Source organism: Sulfurimonas denitrificans DSM 1251 (assembly GCF_000012965.1).
Taxonomy (GTDB): domain Bacteria; phylum Campylobacterota; class Campylobacteria; order Campylobacterales; family Sulfurimonadaceae; genus Sulfurimonas; species Sulfurimonas denitrificans.
This window is the reverse complement of the sequence record NC_007575.1, coordinates 633,515-652,776: the sequence shown is the minus strand read 5'-3', so window position 1 is coordinate 652,776 and position 19,262 is coordinate 633,515. Positions and strand designations below refer to the sequence as shown.

20 protein-coding genes and 3 tRNA genes are annotated in these 19,262 nt (G+C 35.3%); 13 read left to right on the top strand and 10 right to left on the bottom strand.

Going from position 1 to position 19,262, the window contains the following annotated elements:
• The first annotated feature begins 133 nt into the window (after positions 1-133).
• From gyrA to SUDEN_RS03310, 9 genes are all read left to right on the top strand, one after another.
• A complete protein-coding gene (gyrA, locus tag SUDEN_RS03350) occupies positions 134-2,617 on the top strand; it encodes a DNA gyrase subunit A (RefSeq protein ID WP_011372273.1) in 2,484 nt (827 codons plus the stop codon).
• 45 nt (positions 2,618-2,662) lie between these two features.
• On the top strand, positions 2,663-3,241 hold the full coding sequence (locus SUDEN_RS03345; protein WP_011372272.1) for an LPP20 family lipoprotein: 579 nt from the start codon (positions 2,663-2,665) through the stop codon (positions 3,239-3,241).
• A complete protein-coding gene (locus tag SUDEN_RS03340; protein WP_011372271.1) occupies positions 3,187-3,609 on the top strand; it encodes a hypothetical protein in 423 nt (140 codons plus the stop codon). The genes SUDEN_RS03345 and SUDEN_RS03340 overlap by 55 nt, the downstream gene beginning before the upstream one ends.
• Entirely contained in the window at positions 3,609-4,763 is a 1,155-nt protein-coding gene (locus SUDEN_RS03335; RefSeq protein ID WP_011372270.1) for a sigma-54-dependent transcriptional regulator, read from the top strand. Before SUDEN_RS03340 ends, SUDEN_RS03335 begins: the two co-directional genes overlap by 1 nt.
• A 27-nt stretch (positions 4,764-4,790) precedes the next feature.
• Positions 4,791-5,825 (top strand): aspartate-semialdehyde dehydrogenase, encoded by a 1,035-nt coding sequence (locus SUDEN_RS03330; protein WP_011372269.1) that lies wholly within the window; start codon positions 4,791-4,793, stop codon positions 5,823-5,825.
• 3 nt (positions 5,826-5,828) lie between these two features.
• Positions 5,829-6,347, top strand: coding sequence for a YqhA family protein (locus SUDEN_RS03325; RefSeq protein ID WP_011372268.1), 519 nt, complete (start codon positions 5,829-5,831; stop codon positions 6,345-6,347).
• A gap of 20 nt (positions 6,348-6,367) precedes the next feature.
• Positions 6,368-7,399: a uroporphyrinogen decarboxylase gene (gene hemE / locus SUDEN_RS03320; protein ID WP_011372267.1), complete on the top strand. Its 1,032-nt coding sequence runs from the start codon at positions 6,368-6,370 to the stop codon at positions 7,397-7,399.
• Positions 7,400-8,332 carry a radical SAM protein gene (locus tag SUDEN_RS03315; protein ID WP_011372266.1) on the top strand — a complete coding sequence of 311 codons (933 nt, stop codon included), beginning with the start codon at positions 7,400-7,402 and terminating at the stop codon, positions 8,330-8,332.
• Between the two features lie 56 nt (positions 8,333-8,388).
• Positions 8,389-8,463 (top strand) — tRNA-Asn (locus tag SUDEN_RS03310).
• 249 nt (positions 8,464-8,712) lie between these two features.
• Here the strand turns inward: SUDEN_RS03310 and SUDEN_RS03305 are convergent.
• Positions 8,713-8,787 (bottom strand) — tRNA-Asn (locus tag SUDEN_RS03305).
• 14 nt (positions 8,788-8,801) lie between these two features.
• Positions 8,802-8,878, bottom strand: a tRNA-Met gene (locus SUDEN_RS03300).
• Positions 8,879-9,112: 234 nt separating this feature from the next.
• Here SUDEN_RS03300 and groES point away from each other — a divergent pair.
• Positions 9,113-9,373: a co-chaperone GroES gene (gene groES, locus SUDEN_RS03295; protein ID WP_011372265.1), complete on the top strand. Its 261-nt coding sequence runs from the start codon at positions 9,113-9,115 to the stop codon at positions 9,371-9,373.
• Between the two features lie 33 nt (positions 9,374-9,406).
• Positions 9,407-11,035, top strand: coding sequence for a chaperonin GroEL (gene groL, locus SUDEN_RS03290; protein ID WP_011372264.1), 1,629 nt, complete (start codon positions 9,407-9,409; stop codon positions 11,033-11,035).
• Positions 11,036-11,085: 50 nt separating this feature from the next.
• On the opposite strand, the gene tpx is transcribed toward groL, so the two are convergent.
• Entirely contained in the window at positions 11,086-11,595 is a 510-nt protein-coding gene (gene tpx, locus SUDEN_RS03285) for a thiol peroxidase (protein WP_011372263.1), read from the bottom strand.
• A gap of 111 nt (positions 11,596-11,706) precedes the next feature.
• Here tpx and SUDEN_RS03280 point away from each other — a divergent pair, with 111 nt between their 5' ends.
• Positions 11,707-11,946 (top strand): hypothetical protein, encoded by a 240-nt coding sequence (locus SUDEN_RS03280; protein ID WP_011372262.1) that lies wholly within the window; start codon positions 11,707-11,709, stop codon positions 11,944-11,946.
• Here the strand turns inward: SUDEN_RS03280 and exbD are convergent, their stop codons facing one another.
• The 7 genes from exbD to SUDEN_RS03245 all read right to left on the bottom strand — a co-directional run bounded on the left by exbD (position 11,947) and on the right by SUDEN_RS03245 (position 18,219).
• Positions 11,947-12,339 (bottom strand): TonB system transport protein ExbD, encoded by a 393-nt coding sequence (gene exbD / locus SUDEN_RS03275; protein WP_011372261.1) that lies wholly within the window; start codon positions 12,337-12,339, stop codon positions 11,947-11,949. It lies immediately after the preceding gene.
• Positions 12,340-12,345: 6 nt separating this feature from the next.
• Complete coding sequence (gene exbB / locus SUDEN_RS03270; RefSeq protein ID WP_011372260.1) at positions 12,346-12,795, bottom strand: TonB-system energizer ExbB; 450 nt, start codon at positions 12,793-12,795, stop codon at positions 12,346-12,348.
• Entirely contained in the window at positions 12,795-13,625 is an 831-nt protein-coding gene (locus tag SUDEN_RS03265) for a sensor histidine kinase (protein ID WP_041672189.1), read from the bottom strand. Before SUDEN_RS03265 ends, exbB begins: the two co-directional genes overlap by 1 nt.
• The gene (locus tag SUDEN_RS03260) at positions 13,615-14,268 is read right to left on the bottom strand and encodes a response regulator transcription factor (RefSeq protein WP_011372258.1); all 654 of its coding nucleotides are present in this window, start codon (positions 14,266-14,268) and stop codon (positions 13,615-13,617) included. The genes SUDEN_RS03265 and SUDEN_RS03260 overlap by 11 nt, the downstream gene beginning before the upstream one ends.
• Complete coding sequence (gene pyrC, locus SUDEN_RS03255; RefSeq protein ID WP_011372257.1) at positions 14,261-15,268, bottom strand: dihydroorotase; 1,008 nt, start codon at positions 15,266-15,268, stop codon at positions 14,261-14,263. Before pyrC ends, SUDEN_RS03260 begins: the two co-directional genes overlap by 8 nt.
• 61 nt (positions 15,269-15,329) lie before the next feature.
• Entirely contained in the window at positions 15,330-16,688 is a 1,359-nt protein-coding gene (locus SUDEN_RS03250) for a phosphomannomutase/phosphoglucomutase (RefSeq protein WP_011372256.1), read from the bottom strand.
• Between the two features lie 79 nt (positions 16,689-16,767).
• Complete coding sequence (locus SUDEN_RS03245) at positions 16,768-18,219, bottom strand: acetyl-CoA carboxylase biotin carboxylase subunit (protein ID WP_041672188.1); 1,452 nt, start codon at positions 18,217-18,219, stop codon at positions 16,768-16,770.
• Between the two features lie 151 nt (positions 18,220-18,370).
• Between SUDEN_RS03245 and SUDEN_RS03240 the strand changes: the two genes are divergently transcribed.
• Positions 18,371-19,246, top strand: a complete 876-nt coding sequence (locus SUDEN_RS03240; RefSeq protein WP_011372254.1) for an AraC family transcriptional regulator — start codon at positions 18,371-18,373, stop codon at positions 19,244-19,246.
• The last annotated feature ends 16 nt before the right edge of the window (positions 19,247-19,262 follow it).

The window sequence follows — 19,262 nt, the reverse complement described above, 5'->3', positions numbered from 1 at the left end:
ACTATTTTTCTTCTACTCTCTTTTTTCCTATAAACTTATTACTTTTTTTGCTATCTTTACATAACTCTTAAGCGATATTGGGATACCATTCAAAGAATTAATTTTTCAATATTAAAAAGATTAGGTGTTTTATATGAGCAACTTGTTACACAACGATAATATACAAACCATAAACATTGAAGAAACACTTCAAAGTAGCTATCTTGATTACTCCATGAGCGTAATTGTAGGTCGTGCACTTCCAGATGTTCGTGATGGACTTAAACCTGTTCACAGAAGAATCCTTTATGCAATGGATAAACTGAGCCTCTCACATGGAGCAAAGTTTAAAAAGTCAGCACGTATCGTCGGTGACGTTATTGGTCAGTATCACCCACATGGTGACACAGCAGTTTATGATGCACTTGTTCGTATGGCTCAACACTTCTCTATGAGAATGCAGTTAGTTGATGGTCAAGGAAACTTTGGCTCAGTAGATGGCGACAACGCTGCTGCTATGCGTTACACTGAAGCTAGAATGACAAAGTATGCAGGTGAGTTATTAAAAGATTTAGAAAAAAATACAGTAAATATGATAGATAACTATGATGGCACTACAAAAGAGCCCGATGTTATGCCTACCCGTGTTCCAAACCTATTAATCAATGGCTCATCTGGAATCGCTGTTGGTATGGCAACAAATATTCCTCCACATAATCCACAAGAGATTATGATGGGATTAAAAGCACTTCTTGCAAATCCAAATATTGAACTATATGAGCTAATGGAGCATATAAAAGCACCAGATTTTCCAACAGGCGGAACTATATTTGGTAAAAAAGGGATAATGGACGCTTATGCAACTGGCCGTGGTCGCATAAAAGTTCGTGCTAAAACTCATATCGAGAAAAAGGGTAACAAAGATATTATCATCATTGATGAACTTCCTTATCAAGTTAACAAAGCTCGTCTAATTGAGAACATTGCAAATCTTGTAAAAGATAAGATGATAGATGGTGTCTCAGAGATTAGAGATGAATCTGACCGTGAAGGTATCCGTGTTGTTATAGAGTTAAAAAAAGATGCGATGAGTGAGATAGTCCTAAACAATCTATTTAAACAGACAAGCATGCAAGTAACATTTGGAATCATCATGCTCTCAATATTAAACCAAGAGCCTCGCATATTTGGAATAATTGACATTCTAAAACATTTTATAAATCACCGCAAAACAATTATAATTCGTCGCACAATTTTTGATCTTGAAAAAGCAAAAGCAAGAGCACACATCTTAGAAGGTCTTAAAAAAGCTCTTGATATTATTGATGAGATTATCAGAGTTATAAAATCAAGCAAAAACATAGAAGAGGCAAGAGACAACCTTGTTTCAGAATTTGACTTCAGTGTCATTCAAGCACAAAGCATCGTGGATATGCGCCTTGGAAGATTGACAGGACTAGAGCGTGAAAAAATTGAAAATGAACTTCTTGAGCTTCTTAAACTTATCACTTACCTAGAATCTATCTTAAAAAGCGAAGAGGTTCTACATGGCATTATAGATCAAGAGTTTGATGAACTTTTAACAATTTATACTGACGTAAGAAGAACAGACGTAGAAGATGATTATGATGACATTGACGTTGAAGACCTTATTCCAAATGAGCCTATGGTTGTAACAATCACACACAGAGGCTATATTAAAAGAGTTCCTTTAGCACAATATGAGAAGCAAAAAAGAGGCGGAAAAGGCAAGATTGCCGTTACTACTTATGAGGATGACTTTATAGAGAGGTTCTTTACATGTAACACTCATGACACTCTTCTTTTTGTAACTGACCGCGGGCAGCTTCACTGGCTCAAAGTTTATAAAATCCCAGAAGGAAGCAGAACAGCAAAAGGTAAAGCAGTTGTAAATCTTCTAAATCTTGTTGCCGATGAGCAGATTCAGTCTATAAACCCTACAACAGATTTTAGCGAAGAGAAATCTCTAGTATTTTTCACTAAAAAAGGTGTTGTAAAGAGAACAAACTTAAGTGAGTTCTCAAACATCAGAAGCAATGGTGTAAAAGCTATTTTACTTGATGATGATGACTCTATTATAACTGCAAAAATTGCAGACAAGAGCATTAAATATCTATTTATTATGACTAAAATGTCTCAATGTATTAAATTTGATATGGAAAAAACTCGTGATCAAGGTAGAAATACCAGAGGTGTTAGAGGTATTAAGTTTAAACATGCAGAGGATGAAGTAGTTGATGCAAATATTATTGCCAATGATGAGCAAGAGATTTTAGTTGTAAGTGAAAAAGGTATCGGAAAACGTACAGATGCTGGAGAATATCGTTTAACAAATCGTGGTGGAAGCGGCGTTATAGCTATGAAGATGACTGCAAAAACTGGAAAATATGTTGTTGGCTGTCTGATGGTAGATGAAGAGATGGATATGATGGCTCTTACTAAAGCTGGAAAGATGATTAGAGTTGATATGCAAACAATCTCAAAATCAAGTAGAAACACAAGTGGTGTCTATATTGTAAAAGGTGATGATGTTGCAAGTGTTTCTCGCTGTCCAAAACAACCTATTGAAGATGATGAAGAAGATGACTCTCTTTTTGAGTCAAATGAATTGGAATAGTAGTTGCTTAAGAAAAATTTATAAAACCATGCCAAGGGACAAACAATGAGATATTCTATACTACTTGCGATGCTTTTAAGTGTTTCATCACTTTTTGGAGCTGATAAAGTTCTCGTAGTTGATACTACTGTTGTAGAGCAAACAAATGCTGAGTTAGCAGCAGTTCGTGAAGAGGCTGCAATTGCTAAAATGCAGGCGGCTCAAGCAAAAGAAGAGAGCCAAAAAACAATGGATAAACTCTCTCAAGTTAGAGCTCAAAGAGAAGAAGAGTTAGCTACTATGGCGACTCAAGAAGAAATTCTAAAACAAAATAGATCTATGCATATCTCTGTCGTTGGTCAAGGTGTTGCACCTATGAACACATCTTCTCCTGCTCAAGCTTACGCACTTGCTAAGCGAGCTGCTATTGCTGATGCATATAGAGCAATAGCTGAAAAAGTAAAAGGTGTTCGTGTTGATGGGCAAGACACTATCAAAAATATGATGGTTCAAAAATCAACAATCCGCACATACGTTCAAGCAATAGTAAGAAATGCAGATATAGTTGAGACAACTTTTAAAGAGGGATTATGCGAAGTAGAGATGGAAATATTAATTTCACACTCAGATTTTGCTCAACAATAGTTCTATGTTCACTCTCACTTTGTGCGAGTGAATATCTTATATCATACAAATACATAGTCAAAGATGCCATTTTATACAATGAAACGCTTCTTGTTTCAAAGAGTATGAAAAAGTGTAGTGGCAAGCCATACTCAGAACTCCTCTTGGCTAGCAACAATCAAAATGACTTAAAAAAAATAATCGCCCTAAACTCTTCTGAATTTATAGATTACATTCACAAACTTGGACTACATGTAGAGCATAAAGAGACAAACATTAATCTACAAAATAGCTCAACTACAACTCTCACACTTAGAACAACTTGCTTCAAAGTCGATCTTAATGATAGTTTCGCTAGAATCACTCCTTTAGGAAAAGGTGAAATTTAGTGAAAATTGCAATAGTTGAAGATGATATAAATATGAGAAAATCTCTTGAAATTGCGATGAGCGATTATAAAGAGTTTGAAATAATAACATTTAAAAATGCTAAGGATGCACTAAAGGGCATTAATGAGAGTTTTCATCTTGTAATTACAGATATAAATATGCCGGGAATGGATGGCATAGAGTTTGTAAAGGAACTTGATGGAAAGTTTGAAGTCATAATCATGACTGGAAATGCGACTCTTCAAAGAGCTATAGAATCAATTCATCTTGGAGTTAAGGATTTTTTATTAAAACCTTTTGATGTAGATACTTTAATAGCTGCTATAAAAAGAGAAGATAAAATACAAAAAGTTAAAAAAATAGTACATGCAGAGCAAAAAAATGTTAACAACAGTGGTTTTTATGGAACTTCAAAAGCACTTGAATCAGCTCTACATATTGCCTCAAAAGCTGCTAAAACTGATGCAACTATTTTACTTTTAGGTCAAAGCGGTGTTGGCAAAGAGGTGTTTGCCTCTTTCATTCATGAACACTCCCCTAGATCTAAAAAACCTTTTATAGCCATAAATATGGCAGCAATTCCAGATAATTTAATAGAGAGCGAGCTATTTGGTTTTGAAAAAGGTGCATTTACCGATGCAAGTGAAGCAAAAGCTGGGCAGTTTGAACTAGCAAATGGCGGAACTCTTTTTTTAGATGAGATAGCAGAGATGCCTTATGGCGTTCAAGCAAAACTTCTTCGCGCCCTGCAAGAAAAAGAGGTGAGGCGTCTTGGGTCTTCTAAAAGTATAAAAATAGATATAAGAGTTATTGCAGCAACGAATGCAGATTTAGAGCAAAAAATTCATAATGGCACTTTTAGAGAGGATTTATATTATCGCTTAAATACAATTCCAATAATAATCGCACCTCTTGCAGAGAGAAAAGAGGAGATTTTAGCGATAGCTCAAAAGATTTTAGAGCAAAATTGTGTAAAATATGGTTTTGAATTAAAAAGCTTTTCAGATGAGTCAAAGAAACAGCTCCTTGCTTATAATTGGCCAGGAAACATAAGAGAGTTAATCTCTGTTGTTGAGAGAGCTGTTATACTTAGTGATGCGAATGAAATTGCTCCTGAGGGACTTTTTTTAAGCTCAAGAAGGTTTACAAAATAAAATGTATAAATTTATAAGGAACGAAACATGTTAAAAAAGTATAATGTAGCAGTAGTAGGTGCAAATGGAGCAGTTGGAGAAGAGATATTAACAATTTTACAAGAGGTTAAATTTCCAATAAATAAGCTCATTCCACTTGCAAGTTCAAGAAGTATTGGAAAAACAGTCATGTATGCTGGCAGAGAAGTTGCTATCAAAGAGTTAACAGACACTGTTTTTGAAGAAGAAGATATTGAGATAGCACTATTTTCTGCTGGTGGAAGTGTTAGTGCACAGTTTGCTGCGTCTGCAGTTAGAGCGGGAGCTGTTGTAATTGACAACACATCTCACTTTAGAATGGATGAAAACGTTCCTCTTGTTGTACCTGAAGTAAACCCGCAAGATATTGCAAAGTGGAAAAAAACTGGAATTATTGCCAATCCAAACTGCTCAACAATTCAAATGGTTCAAGCGCTAAAACCTCTTGATGAAGCATACAATATTCAAAGAGTAGATGTAAGCACTTACCAAGCAACTTCAGGTGCTGGAAAAAGCGCTATGGAAGAGCTTGTAACGCAGATGCAATCGTTCTTTGCATTTAAGCTTGATGAGGCAGAAGTAAAAGCTTTTGCTCATAGGATTGCCCTAAATGTTATCCCTCAAATAGATAAATTTTTAGATAACGGCTACACAAAAGAAGAGATGAAAATGGTAAATGAAACAACCAAAATTATGCACAGAGAGATTCCACTGAGTGCTACATGCGTTAGAGTTCCAACTCTTCGTGGACATGCAGAAGCAGTGAGTATAAAATTTGCTTGTGAAGTTAATGCAGATAAAGTAAGAGAACTTTTAGAAAAAGCGCCAAATATTATTGTTCTTGATAATCCAGAAAAGTCAATCTATCCGATGCCTTCAATCGCTCTAGAAAAAAATGAGACTTTTGTTGGTCGTATAAGAGTAGATAATTTTGACAAAACAGTTCTTCACCTCTTTATAGTAGCTGACAACTTGAGAGTTGGTGCTGCAACCAATGCTGTTCGTATAGCTCAAAAATGGATAGAAATAGAAGAGGGAAAATAACTAATGCTAGAGAAAGTTTTTGAAAACGGGTTGTGGCATTCAAGATTTATAATCTTGCTTGCCGTTTTTTTTGGACTTATTGGGGCTATTTTACTTTTTGTAGTTGCGAGTTTTGATATTTATGAAACAGCAAAATATGTCATAAGCACCTACATAACACATTCACATCCAGAACACTTTCACGAAGAAGTTGTTGGTGGAATCATCGGTGCGGTTGATTTATATCTTATTGGTGTTGTAATGATTATCTTCTCTTTTGGTCTTTACGAACTTTTTATCTCAGATATAGATCCAGCAAAAGATAAAGATGGGTGTGAAAATCAACTATTAGCAGTCCATTCACTAGATCAGTTAAAAGATAAAATATCTAAAGTTATCGTTATGGTTTTAGTTGTTGGTTTTTTCCAAAAAGTTGGACATACAACTTATAACGGCGCATTAGATTTACTATATTTGGCACTCTCTATCACTGCTGTTGCAGTTGGGCTCTATTTTTTAAGTAAAGTCGGAAAAAGTCACTAAACATAATATTAAGGATTAAAATGAGTAAAATATTTGTAGATGCATGCTTTGGCAAAGAGACACCATATACGCCTGTTTGGATGATGCGCCAAGCTGGTCGCTACCTCCCAGAGTACATGAGGGTTAGAGCTGAGGCTGGAAATTTTCTAAACCTCTGTCATGACCCTAAAAAAGCTTGTGAAGTAACTCTTCAGCCAGTTGATATTGTAGGAGTTGATGCAGCAATACTCTTTAGTGATATTTTAGTAGTCCCTCTTGAGATGGGAATGGATTTAAAGTTTGTAACAGGAGAAGGTCCAAAGTTTGATGATCCTATAAAGAATGAAGCAGACTTAGATAGACTCTTTGGTGGAGATGAGGCAGCTTCTAAATTAACTTATGTCTATGATACTATCAAACTTATTAAAGAGCAATTAGCAGAAGATAAGGCTTTAATAGGCTTTACAGGAGCTCCATGGACGCTTGCTACATATATGATAGAGGGCGAGGGAACAAAAACTTACAATATTTGCAAAAAAATGATGTACTCAAACCCAAAACTTCTTCATAAAATTCTCTCTAAAGTAACTGAGGTTGTAAAGTTTTACATGGAGAAGCAAATAGAGGCTGGTATTGATGTTGTTCAGATTTTTGACTCATGGGCGGCAGCAATTGAACCTTCAAAATATGATGAGTTTTCATGGAAATATATGGTAGAGATTGCAGATTATCTAAAAGCAAAATATCCGCATATTCCAATTATCATGTTCCCAAAAGGAATACCTGCATTTTTAGATAAAGTGTATGGAAATTTTGAAGTCTTTGGAGTTGATTGGTCAACACCTATGGATTTAGCAAAAGAGAAGCTTGGAGAGCGCTATGTTCTTCAAGGAAATATGGAGCCATGCAGACTCTACTCAAAAGAGGAAACTACTGAGTCTGTAGAGTCTATTCAAAAAATAATGGGTGGAAAAAGACATATCTTTAACCTTGGACATGGAATACTCCCCGACGTCCCAGTAGAGAATGCAAAACACTTCATCAAAGAGTGTCATAGGGTTAGTAAAAAATAAGTGAAAACTATCTTTGGTCCGATAAACTCAAGAAGATTTGGCTCTTCTTTGGGTGTAGATCTCTCCCCTGCTCTAAAACAGTGTAATTTTGACTGCCTTTACTGTGAACTAGCTCCAAGTGCTACAACCGATAAACAGATAGAAGTAGTTGAAGTATCTACCATAATAGATGAGCTAAAAACTCATCTACATGACAAAATAGACGTTATCACACTAACTGCAAATGGCGAACCAACTCTCTACCCGCATCTTGATAAACTAATAGAAGAGATAGATAAGATAAAAAACTCCACGCAAACACTTATACTAACAAACAGCGCAACACTTGTTGATGATAGAATTTTCTCATTACTCCTAAAACTAGATCAAGTAAAATTATCTCTTGACGCTGTAAGTGATAATGTCTTTAAAAGAATAGATAGACCTCATAAAAATATAGATATAGCTAAAATAGTTCAAAAGGTAGAAGAGTTTTCACATGTATATAGAGGAAAGCTATTTATAGAGATACTCTTTGTTCATGGATTAAATGATACAAAAGAAGAAATATATAAACTAAATGAAGTTTTATTAAAAATAAATGCCACTAGAATTGATTTAGGCACGATAGATAGACCACCCGCCTATCCTGTTGAAGGACTTAGCTATAAAGAGCTCTATGAGGTATCGCTTCTTTTTGATAGCTCACTTCCTGTACATGTAGCCTCAAGAATCCATGCAGAACCAAACAACGCTACTTACGATGATGAAGAGATTTTAAACACGCTTGACAAAAGACCACTAACCATGGAAGATATAGATTTACTCTTTGATGAAGAGAGTAAAATTCGCCTTAAAAATCTAATGTCCAAAAAAATAGTAGTCATTAAAAAAATAGGTAATTTAGAGTTTTTTATTCTTCATGAAAATGAAAAAAGAAAACGAATAAAATAATGCCAAAACCTTGACTTTTTATGGCTCTTAAAGTATAATTCCGCCCTATCAAATGTTCCGAATTAGCTCAGCGGTAGAGTAGGTGACTGTTAATCACTTGGCCACTGGTTCGAATCCAGTATTCGGAGCCATATCTTCATTTAAGCCTTATCTTGGGCATCTTAATCAATTTTTAAAAATTCAGTGCTATTTTATTTCAAATAATTACCCTTAACAAAATACTTAATTGTTATTGTACAAACACCTCTGAAATGTTATTTATTAGCTTATAAAACGGTGGTTTAGATAGGGATTTATTTGAAATCCAATGGCACTTAAATTGTCATCGAATGATTTATGAGGAGTAAGAAGTCCCTATATTAAGGGGTTCTATGTTGTTGTGGCTCCGAATACTGGATTCGAACCAGTGGCCAAGTGATTAACAGTCACCTACTCTACCGCTGAGCTAATTCGGAATCTTAAAAAAATATGGTGTCAGAGGGGGGACTCGAACCCCCGACCCCCGGCTTATGAGACCAGTGCTCTAACCAGCTGAGCTACCCTGACATCTTTTAAGAGGCAGAATTATACTTACTTGAAACTTTAAATAACCTAAGATTACGAAATATAGAGTGTTAAATAAAATAAAATTGAAAATATATAGATAAATACAATTAATGTCAAGTATCTTTAGTTAATTTAATAAAAAAACTTTAGTCTATGTGACTAAATATGTATTGACTTTGTTACCTTTTTTCTGTAAAATTGCGCTCATAAACAATATTATTTAAGGAGTTTTATATGAATTTTCAACCATTAGGCAAAAGAGTCCTAGTAAAAAGAGTAGAAGAGGCAAATACTACAGCAAGTGGTATTATTATTCCTGATAATGCGCAAGAGAAGCCTTCGCGTGGTGAGGTTGTAGCAGTTAGTTCGGAAGTTAAAGAGATGTTATGTGGGGACAAAGTTCTTTTTGGAAAGTTTTCAGGTAGTGAAGTTACGCTAGATGGAGAGAAATTTCTTATCATAGATAGTGAAGATATTTTTGGAATCATCAAATAATAAATAAAATAAGCAAAATTAAAGGAGTATGAAATGGCAAAAGAGATAATTTTTTCAGATAACGCAAGAAATGCACTGGCTCGTGGTGTTGCAAAACTTACAGACGCAGTAAAGGTTACAATGGGGCCTCGTGGTCGCAATGTTTTGATTCAAAAAAGTTATGGTAATCCTATAATCACAAAAGATGGTGTATCTGTTGCTAGAGAGATAGAACTACAAGACAAACTGGAAAATATGGGTGCTACTCTTGTAAAAGATGTTGCTTCAAGAACAGCTGATGAAGCAGGTGATGGTACAACGACAGCTACAGTTTTAGCAAATGCAATTTTTTCTGAAGGTTTAAGAAATATCACAGCTGGAGCTAACCCTATCGAAGTAAAAAGAGGGATGGATAAGGCTTGTGAAGAGATTTTAAAACATTTAAAAGCATCAAGCAAAGTAATTAACGGTAAAAAAGATATAGCACAAGTTGCAACTATCTCTGCAAACTCTGATACTGCTATTGGCGATATGATTGCTGAAGCTATGGAAAAAGTTGGCCAAGATGGTGTTATAACTGTTGAAGAAGCTAAGGGAATTGTTGATGAACTCGATGTTGTTGAGGGTATGCAGTTTGATCGTGGCTACTTAAGCCCGTACTTTATTACAAATACAGAGAAGATGACTGCTGAGATTGAAAATCCTTGGATTTTACTAGCCGATAGCAAAATTGCATCACTTAAAGATTTGCTTCCAGTTTTAGAGCAGGTTCAAAAAACTTCTCGTCCACTTCTTATAATAGCTGAAGATGTAGAGGGCGAGGCACTTTCAACTTTAGTTGTAAACAAACTTCGTGGTGTTTTAAATATCTCTGCAGTTAAGGCTCCAGGATTTGGTGATAGAAGAAAAGCGATGTTGCAAGATATTGCGGTGCTTACCGCTGGAACTGTTATCTCTGAGGAGACGGGACATACACTAAGCGGAGCTACAATCCAACATCTAGGACAAGCTTCTCGTATAGTTATAGATAAAGACAATACTGTAATTGTAAATGGTGCAGGAACGTCTGAAGCTGTACAAGCAAGGGTAGATGCTATCAAAGTTCAAATGAATACTACAACTAGCGAATATGACAAAGAGAAGCTTCAAGAGCGTTTAGCAAAACTAAGCGGTGGCGTTGCTGTTATAAAAGTTGGAGCTGCTAGTGAGACTGAGATGAAAGAGAAAAAAGATCGTGTGGATGACGCACTCTCTGCTACAAAAGCTGCTGTTGAAGAGGGAATCGTTATAGGTGGAGGAGCTGCTCTTGTTCGTGCTGGTGCAAAAGTAAAACTTGATCTTAGCGGAGACCAAAAAATTGGTTGTGAAATAATCCTTAGAGCTATAAAAGCACCACTTAAACAAATAGCAACAAACGCTGGATATGACGCTGGTGTAGTTGTAAACGCAGTTGAAGGTGCAACCAATGAAAACATAGGCTTTAATGCGGCAACAGGTGAATATGTAGATATGTTTGAAGCTGGAATTATAGATCCATTTAAAGTTGGTCGTGTGGCACTTACAAATGCTACTTCAATTGCTAGCCTGCTTCTTACAACAGAAGCTGCGATTTATGAGCTTCCTGAAGAGAAATCTTCAATGCCAGATATGAGCGGTATGGGTGGAATGCCAGGGATGATGTAATCATTCCACATGTAGATATTTAAACCACCACTTTTTTGGTGGTTTAAATTTTATCTAGCGAGTTTTATAGCTTCTAGAGCTGCTTCATAGTTTGGCTCAGAAGTTACCTCTTCAACAATCTCTTTATAGACTATTATTCCGCTTCTATCAACTACAAAAACGGCTCTGGCACTTAGTCCTTGAAGTTTGTTGTCATCCATCAAAACTCCATAAGCTAGACTTACGCTTTTATCTAAATAGTCACTTACAACAGTTAGATTCTCAATTCCAGAAGTTGTGCAAAAACGCTCAGATGCAAATGGTAAATCCATAGATACAACTGTTGTCTCACAAATATCAAGATTATTGACATCTTCGTTAAATCTTCTTGTTTCAGCAGCACATGTATCAGTGTCTAGTGAGGGAACTGTAACGATTAACTGTATCTTGTCTCTAGCACCGCCTATTGTTACACTGTTTAAATCTGTGCCGATTGCAGTAGCTATTGGAGCACTATCACCCACTCCTATCTGATCGCCAACAAGTGTGACTTTTGTTCCGCGAAATTTTGTTGATTGCATAAAATCCCCTTAATTTTTTTTTAATTATATTATCATAAAGAAATTGTAATTAATCTTTTATTACCTACTTTTTAACTATAATCTCAGAAAATATATCTATAAGTGAGTTAAATGAAAATCCAAAATCCCTTTGAAGATGGTCATATAAAAAATTATATTTTACTCTATGCTAGTGTTGTCGTAATTATGATACTTTTTTTTATAGCAACTACGCTTTTTCATGATATTTCAAATGTTGATAAAAAAATATTTAGTGAAGATAAAAACACTCTACATGTAGATAAGAGAGAAACAAATATTGAGCAAAACTCTTCAGAGAAAAGATTTAGGCTCTTGGAGAGAAGTTACTAACTACTCTTTTGTGATTATAAAGAGCTGCTCATGGTTTAGGCGTTTTAAGATATCCATAACGCTAACAAAATCTTGAAATTTAGACTCTTTGTCACTTCTTAGAAGGACTGCTTGCTCTTTTTCTACAGATGAGAGTTTGGCTTCGAGTGTTTTTAAATCAACTCTCTCTTTTTCAAAAAAGATGTCACCTTTTGCATCTATATAGATAGTAACCTCTTTTTTATTATCCTCTTTTTTAGCTGCTTTTGCCTCTGGAAGCTCGATTGGGATAATCCCTTGATTTACAAATGTAGCAGTTGTTAAAACCATAACCAAAAGAACAAGCATAATGTCGATAAAAGGTATAACATTTATCTCATCAAAACGCTTTCTTACTTTTTTTAATTTTGCCATATTTAGTTACTTGTTCTTTTTGTCTTGTGCAATATCAAAGAGTGTCAATATCTTTTCTACTTTGCGCAAAAGCAAGGTGTAAAACACAATAGCAGGCATTGCAACGATAAGTCCCATTGCAGTTGCTTTTAGTGCAAGAGCTAAGCCAACCATGATTTTTTTTGCATCAATAGTTCCAACTTCACCCATTGTGTAAAATGTAAGCATTATCCCTATAACTGTTCCTAAAAGCCCAACATAAGGAGCGTTTGAACCTATAACACTGATGATGCTTAAGTTGTCTGTTAAATCAATCTCAAGCTCATCCCGATTCTCATAATCACTTAGACGCAAAGAGCTATAAAACATCATTCTCTCAATAAATAACCAAAGAGTAATAACGCTCATAAGTATAAGAAGTCCAATAACTCCATAATCCAACGCTGCCTCTGCGTATGCTAAGATGTTTTTTTCCACTAATTTTCCTTGAATTTTAATATAACTGTTGTACCCATATTTAGCTTAGATTTAAAATTTAAGGCGATATGATTAGCATCGCAAAAACGCTTTACCATGCTAAGCCCAATCCCAAAACCACGCATATTTTCATTGCTTTGATAATATCTATCAAAAATTTTTAAAAGCTCTACTTCATCTATGCCACAACCATAGTCTTTTATGTAAAGCGTTTGGTTGTGCAATCTTATATCTACTTTGTGAATATTTAGTGAATATTTTACAGCATTGTCCAAAAGATTGTCAATGACCTTGGATAAACCGATGGTGTCATTTGTTATCTGCAGCGGCTCAAGCGATAAAGTAAACTCTACATGTGGATATATCTGTTTTAAAAAATCGACTCTTTTTTTAAGCAGTTCATCTAGCGAGATAGTCTCATGCTTTATATTTGCACTTTGAAGTTTTATCATGTAGTCTAGTTCATTATATCGCTCTTGAAGCATAATACAAGCACTCTCAACTCTTGAAGCTCTTTTTAAATCTTTCTCATTTGAGAGATTTTTTTTTAACATACTTATGTTTGTTCTAATTGTACTTATTGGCAGATTTAGCTCATGAAGTGTTTCTGTTGAGAGATTTTGAAGATTTCTTACATGTTCAAACAGAGGGTCAATCGAGAGTTTTGCAATTATAATTGCAGTGAAAATAGTTAGCAAAAATAGAATGAAAAATAGTAAAAATAGATTTTGTGTCTCAATTATAGAGACGAAGTAATATAAAATTCCCATTAAGGAGAGAACTGTTAAAACGTAGTAGATAAAAATTGTTATGCGTAGGTTACGAAACAAGTTTATATCCAACGCCTCTGATATTTTCTATATTTATTTGCGGAACAAGTTGTTTAATGCGGTTGATATAAACCCTCAGCGCTCCATCACTTCCGCCTTCACTGCTACTCCAAAGTGTGTCTATTATCATCTCTTTTGGCACAGTGTTGTTTGCATGTTTTATAAGCAGACGCAGTAGCTGATACTCTTTTTTTGAGAGTTCTATCTCTTTATTATCATATAAAAAACGTTTATGTGTATCATCATTACAAAGTAATCCTATACATGTAACATCCTCTTTTTTTGCTCTCTTAATTATTGCCAATATACGCAAAATAAGTTCATCAGCGTCAAATGGCTTTGTTATAAAGTCATCTGCACCGCAGAGAAAACCTTTTTTTAACACCTCTTTTTCTTTGTGAGAAGTCAAAAAAATTGCTGGAGTATCATCATCAGACTCTCTTAACTCTCTAAGCAGAGTTACGCCATCAACGAGAGGCACATTAATATCAAGAAGATAGAGATTGAACTTCTCTTTAAAGGTTCTATCTAGTGCGGCTTGACCATTTGGAACGTGAACAACTTCCATGTTGTTCTCTTCAAGTAGATCAATCAGAGTCTCTGCAAAAAGCAGATCATCTTCTAAGAATAAAATCTTACTCAACGCTTCTTATCGCCCAGTTTATTGCTCTAGAGGCATACATTGGAACTACATTGCTGTAAGATGCAGGTACGATGAATGGACGTTTTTCTAAGATAACTTCCTTAAATTCAGGGCAAATTTTATAGATACTTTGAGCATTATCGCTTATGAATGCTTGAAGATTATCTAGTTTGTCATACTGTTCGAATATTTCACACAGAAGCTGAAGCGCAATAGGCGCACTGAAAACGCCAGCTGCACAGCCAGAACACTCTTTTTTCTCTTTTGAGTGAGGTGCTGAGTCTGAGCCAAACATAACTTTTGGATGTGCTTCAAGGGCAACGCTAAGAAGCGCATCTAAATCCTCAGGACGTTTTGCAATTGGCTTGCAGAAATTATGAGGCATCATCATACCACCAACAACATCATCGAGGGTAAAGAGAAGATGATGAACTGTAATAGTTGCGTATAGATTTTTATGCTTATCTAGCATATCAACTGCTGCTTTTGTTGTAATATGCTCCATAACTATCTTTAAATCTGGAAAATTTGTCGCTAATAGCTCATAGATGCTCATAAATTCTTCTTCTCTATCCATCACAAAACCATCACTCTCTCCATGAACACAAAGTGGAATTCCTAAAATACTCATAGCTTCTAGAGTTTCGCGCATCTCTTCAATATTAAAAGAAGATAAGCCACCCTCAGAGTTTGTAGTTATCCCAGCTGGATAGAGTTTTATCGCTGTAACGTGATCAACAATAGTAGCTAGGAATTTTTTATCATAGTTTTTATAAAAAAGTGTCATATATGGTTCAAAAAAATCGTTTGGAACAGTCGCCATTATCCGCTCTTTATATGCTTTCACATCCTCTAATGTTTCAACTGGAGGAACAAGATTTGGCATGATAAGTGCACCGCTAAAGCTGTAAGCACTAAGTGGAGCGATGTTCTCAAGCATAACTCCATCACGAAGATGAAGGTGCATATCTAGTGGCATTAAAAGTGTATGAGTTTTCATAAATATCCTTAAATTGCGTAAAAATTGTCAAGATTATAGCAAAATATATTTTACCTCTCTTTTAAAGAGAGTTTTTTGCCTCTAAGATAAGCTTGTTCATAGAGTCTTCATAGAGTTTTGCTTCTGCTTGTGAAGTTGATTCAAAACGAGTTACCAACACAGGAGTTGTGTTTGAAGCACGTACAAGTCCCCATCCATGTTCAAAGTTTATTCGAACGCCATCAACATCTATAATATTTTTAATTTTTGGAAAATGTGCTGGAGGAGTTTTTAAAAGCTCTTTTACTCTATCTATGATTTTAAATTTTTCACTCTCTGTGGTTTTTACTTTTATCTCTTCAGTTGAGAAAACTTGAGGAAGTTTTGCAAGTTCTGCATCTAAGTCAATTCCATCATGAACAAGCTCTAACATACGAAGAGTTGCATAAATAGCATCATCATAACCAAAGTAGCGATTTTTGAAAAATACATGTCCGCTTACTTCACACGCAAGGTCGGCATTTATCTCTTGCATTTTTACTTTTAAATTTGAGTGTCCAGTTTTGTACATGATAGCTTTTGCACCTCGCTTCTCTAACTCATCATACATAACTTGAGAACATTTTACCTCTCCAACAACTGTAGGTTTATCCATCTTCAAAGAGTACAAAAGAGCCATCATATCGCCCTTAATATTGTTTTTATGAGTTAAAACAGCTATGCGGTCGGCATCCCCATCATAAGCAAAAGCGATATCGCCCTCAGTTGCTAGAAGCTTTTTAATATCCTCTAAGTTATGCTCATCTGAAGGGTCTGGATGGTGGTTTGGAAAAGTTCCATCTGGATTTACATAAAGACCTTTTACATGTAACTCTAACGCAGAGAAGATTCTCTCAGTAACAATTCCAGCAACGCCGTTTCCGCAATCATAAACTATGCGAGTCGGCATACCTTTTAGATGTTGAAACTCGCTAACTAAAAAATCAACATAACGAGATAGTGCATCTATTTTTGTAACTTCTCTTTTTACTTTTGGTATGCTTTTAATAGTTTCGCACTCACGTCCTAGTGCATAAATATCTTCACCAAAAAAAGGAGCTTTGTCTATTGTTATTTTAAAGCCGTTATATTCGCTTGGGTTGTGTGAACCTGTAATCATCACTGAAGCAGAAGCTAAGATGCCATCAAATTCGTTGTAGTTGCAGAAGTAGTTAACTGGAGTTGGAACCATTCCTATATCTAAAACTTTTTTCCCACCAGCATTAAGCCCGTGAACAAGATACTCAAAAAGAATAGGAGAGTGGTCTCTTGCGTCGTAGCCAACAGCAACATACTCACCTTTGATTTTTGAAGCTAAAGCGTACCCAATGCGAGTAACGCTCTGCTCATTTAACTCTTGCTCATAAATTCCTCTAATATCATACTCTCTGTAAATGCTCACTGCGCTGCCTTATAATAGTTTTATAAGTGCAATTTTACTACAACTCCCTTTTTATTTAGCAACGAAAAGGGAAATTTCTTTAATGTCTAATAATCAACTTATGCTCTTTAATTTTGTTTATCAAGTTAGCTATAAATGATGTTTTTTTCTCCTCTTCAGCTATAGATTTTGTAGCTTTTAAGTTGAAGAGTTCCATTTTTTTATCAAGATAGCTTGTATTTAAATTTCCAGCTATAAAATCCGCATCTTTAACTATTTCTCTATGAAGCGAGAGGTTTGTAATTACGCCATCTATATAAAACTCATCTAATGCTCTTGAAGCTTTTTTTACCGCACCCTCCCAATCAAGCGCCCAAACAATAAGCTTTCCTACCATTGAGTCATAGTTTGGTGGAATTGTGTAACCTGTATAAACACTTGAATCAAGTCTAACTCCTGGACCTCCAGGTGTTATATAGTTTGTAATCGTACCTATTGAAGGCATAAAGTTGTTTTGCGGGTTTTCTGCGTTTATTCTAAACTCTATCGCATATCCTCTAAAGTTAATCTCCTCTTGAAGATATTTAAGTTTATCGCCCTCTGCAATCTCTATCATTCGCTGAATAATGTCAATTCCCGAGATAATTTCAGTTACAGGATGTTCAACTTGAACCCTTGTATTCATCTCAATAAAGTAGATGTTGTCGTTCTCATCAAGTAAGTACTCTACTGTTCCCACACTCTCATAGCCCAGTTTTAACATCGCTTTTGTAGAGATTCTGTAAAGCTCTTTTCTTGCCGCAGGGTTAAGTCTAGGTGATGGCGCAATCTCTATCACTTTTTGATGACGTCTTTGAATCGAGCAATCTCTCTCGCCTAAATGTACTACATTGCCGTATTTGTCGGCTACGACTTGAATCTCGATATGTCTTGGATTTTCAACATATTTTTCTATAAATACGTCGCCTTTTCCAAAATATTTTTTAGCTTCATTTGTAGCAGAGTCGAACATCTCATCAAAGAGTTTTGCACTCTTAACTATCCTCATACCTCGTCCACCGCCGCCAAATGCCGCTTTGATAATAATCGGAAAACCGATTTTTGCAGCGATTTTTCCGCCTTCAGCTTTATCTACTATCGGCTCATCTGTTCCTTCTAAAACAGGAACACCAATCTCTCTCATAGCTACTTTTGAAGCCATTTTATCGCCAAATAGTGCGATGTGAGCAGGTTTTGGACCTATGAAAATGATCCCTCTGTCTTCACATGATTGTGCAAACTCTGCGTTCTCAGATAAAAATCCATATCCTGGATGAATAGCGTCACAACCAGCTTTTAGGGCAAGTGTGATGATTCTGTCATAGTCAAGGTAAGCTTGAAGTGCATCTCCTGTTATCGGGTAACATTCATCTGCTTTTTTTACCCAGATACCCTCAACATCTACCTCTGAGAAGATAGCTACACTTTTAATCTCTAGCTCTTTACATGCTCTAATAATTCTTAGAGCTATCTCGCCTCTGTTTGCAACTAATATTTTAGAAATTTTTTTCATCTTCATTGCCTTGTAAATAAATTTTGACGAAATTCTATAACTTTATAAAAATTAATTCTTCACTATTAATGCTTATAAAACTATCTGTTATTGCTAAATATATAGTTAATTTGTGTTTTAAAAATATTTATTTTTTGCTACAATTTTAACCATGAAAAAAGAGACATTACAAAAAAGAGTACAAATCGCCAATGCTATAATGTACTATATATATACGCATATAGATACAAATATAGCGATGGATGAGCTAAGTGAGGACTTAAAAATCAGTAAGTTTTATATGCACAGAATCTTTAAAGATGTATTTGGAAAAAATATATATGAGAGCATAAAATCTATCAGACTTCAAAAAGCCTCAAATCTTCTTTTAACAAACAAATACTCAACAATCAGCGATGTGGCAAATATCTGCGGGTACAGCTCTCAAACATCATTTTTGCGTGTATTTAAAGAGCGTTTTAGTATGACTCCAAAAGAGTGGAAAAGTGGCGGATATAAGAAGTTTTCACAGCGTATAATTGAACAATCTCCAAAAGCAAAAAAATCAACTGCAAAATTTGACCACCTAGAGCCAACGATAGTAAAAATGCCACAAATGGAGAGTTACTACATAAGACACAGCGGTTATAATGCGCTAATTAAGAGTACATGGCAAAAGCTTCAAACATGGGTTTTTAGCAACAATATAACAGAATATAAACAGATAGCTCTTTTTCATGACAACCCAACGATAACGCCGCTTAATGAGTGTCAATATGTTGCATGTATAGTCGTTGATAAAGGCGTTAAAGTAAAGAGTGACAGGTTACCAAAGTTTAATATCGCCGAGGGAATCTACGCAAAGTTTGATTTAATCGCAGAACAAGGTGACATGTTAAAATTTATCCAGTGGCTCTATCACGAGTGGCTACCAAAGAGCGAGTACGAAACCACCACAAAACCACCCTATGTTATATATAAAAAAAACAACTATCTCTCAGAAGACAGCAGATTTGACATAAGTTTTTATCTCTCTATAAAGTTTTAATAGAAATAGCACTTAT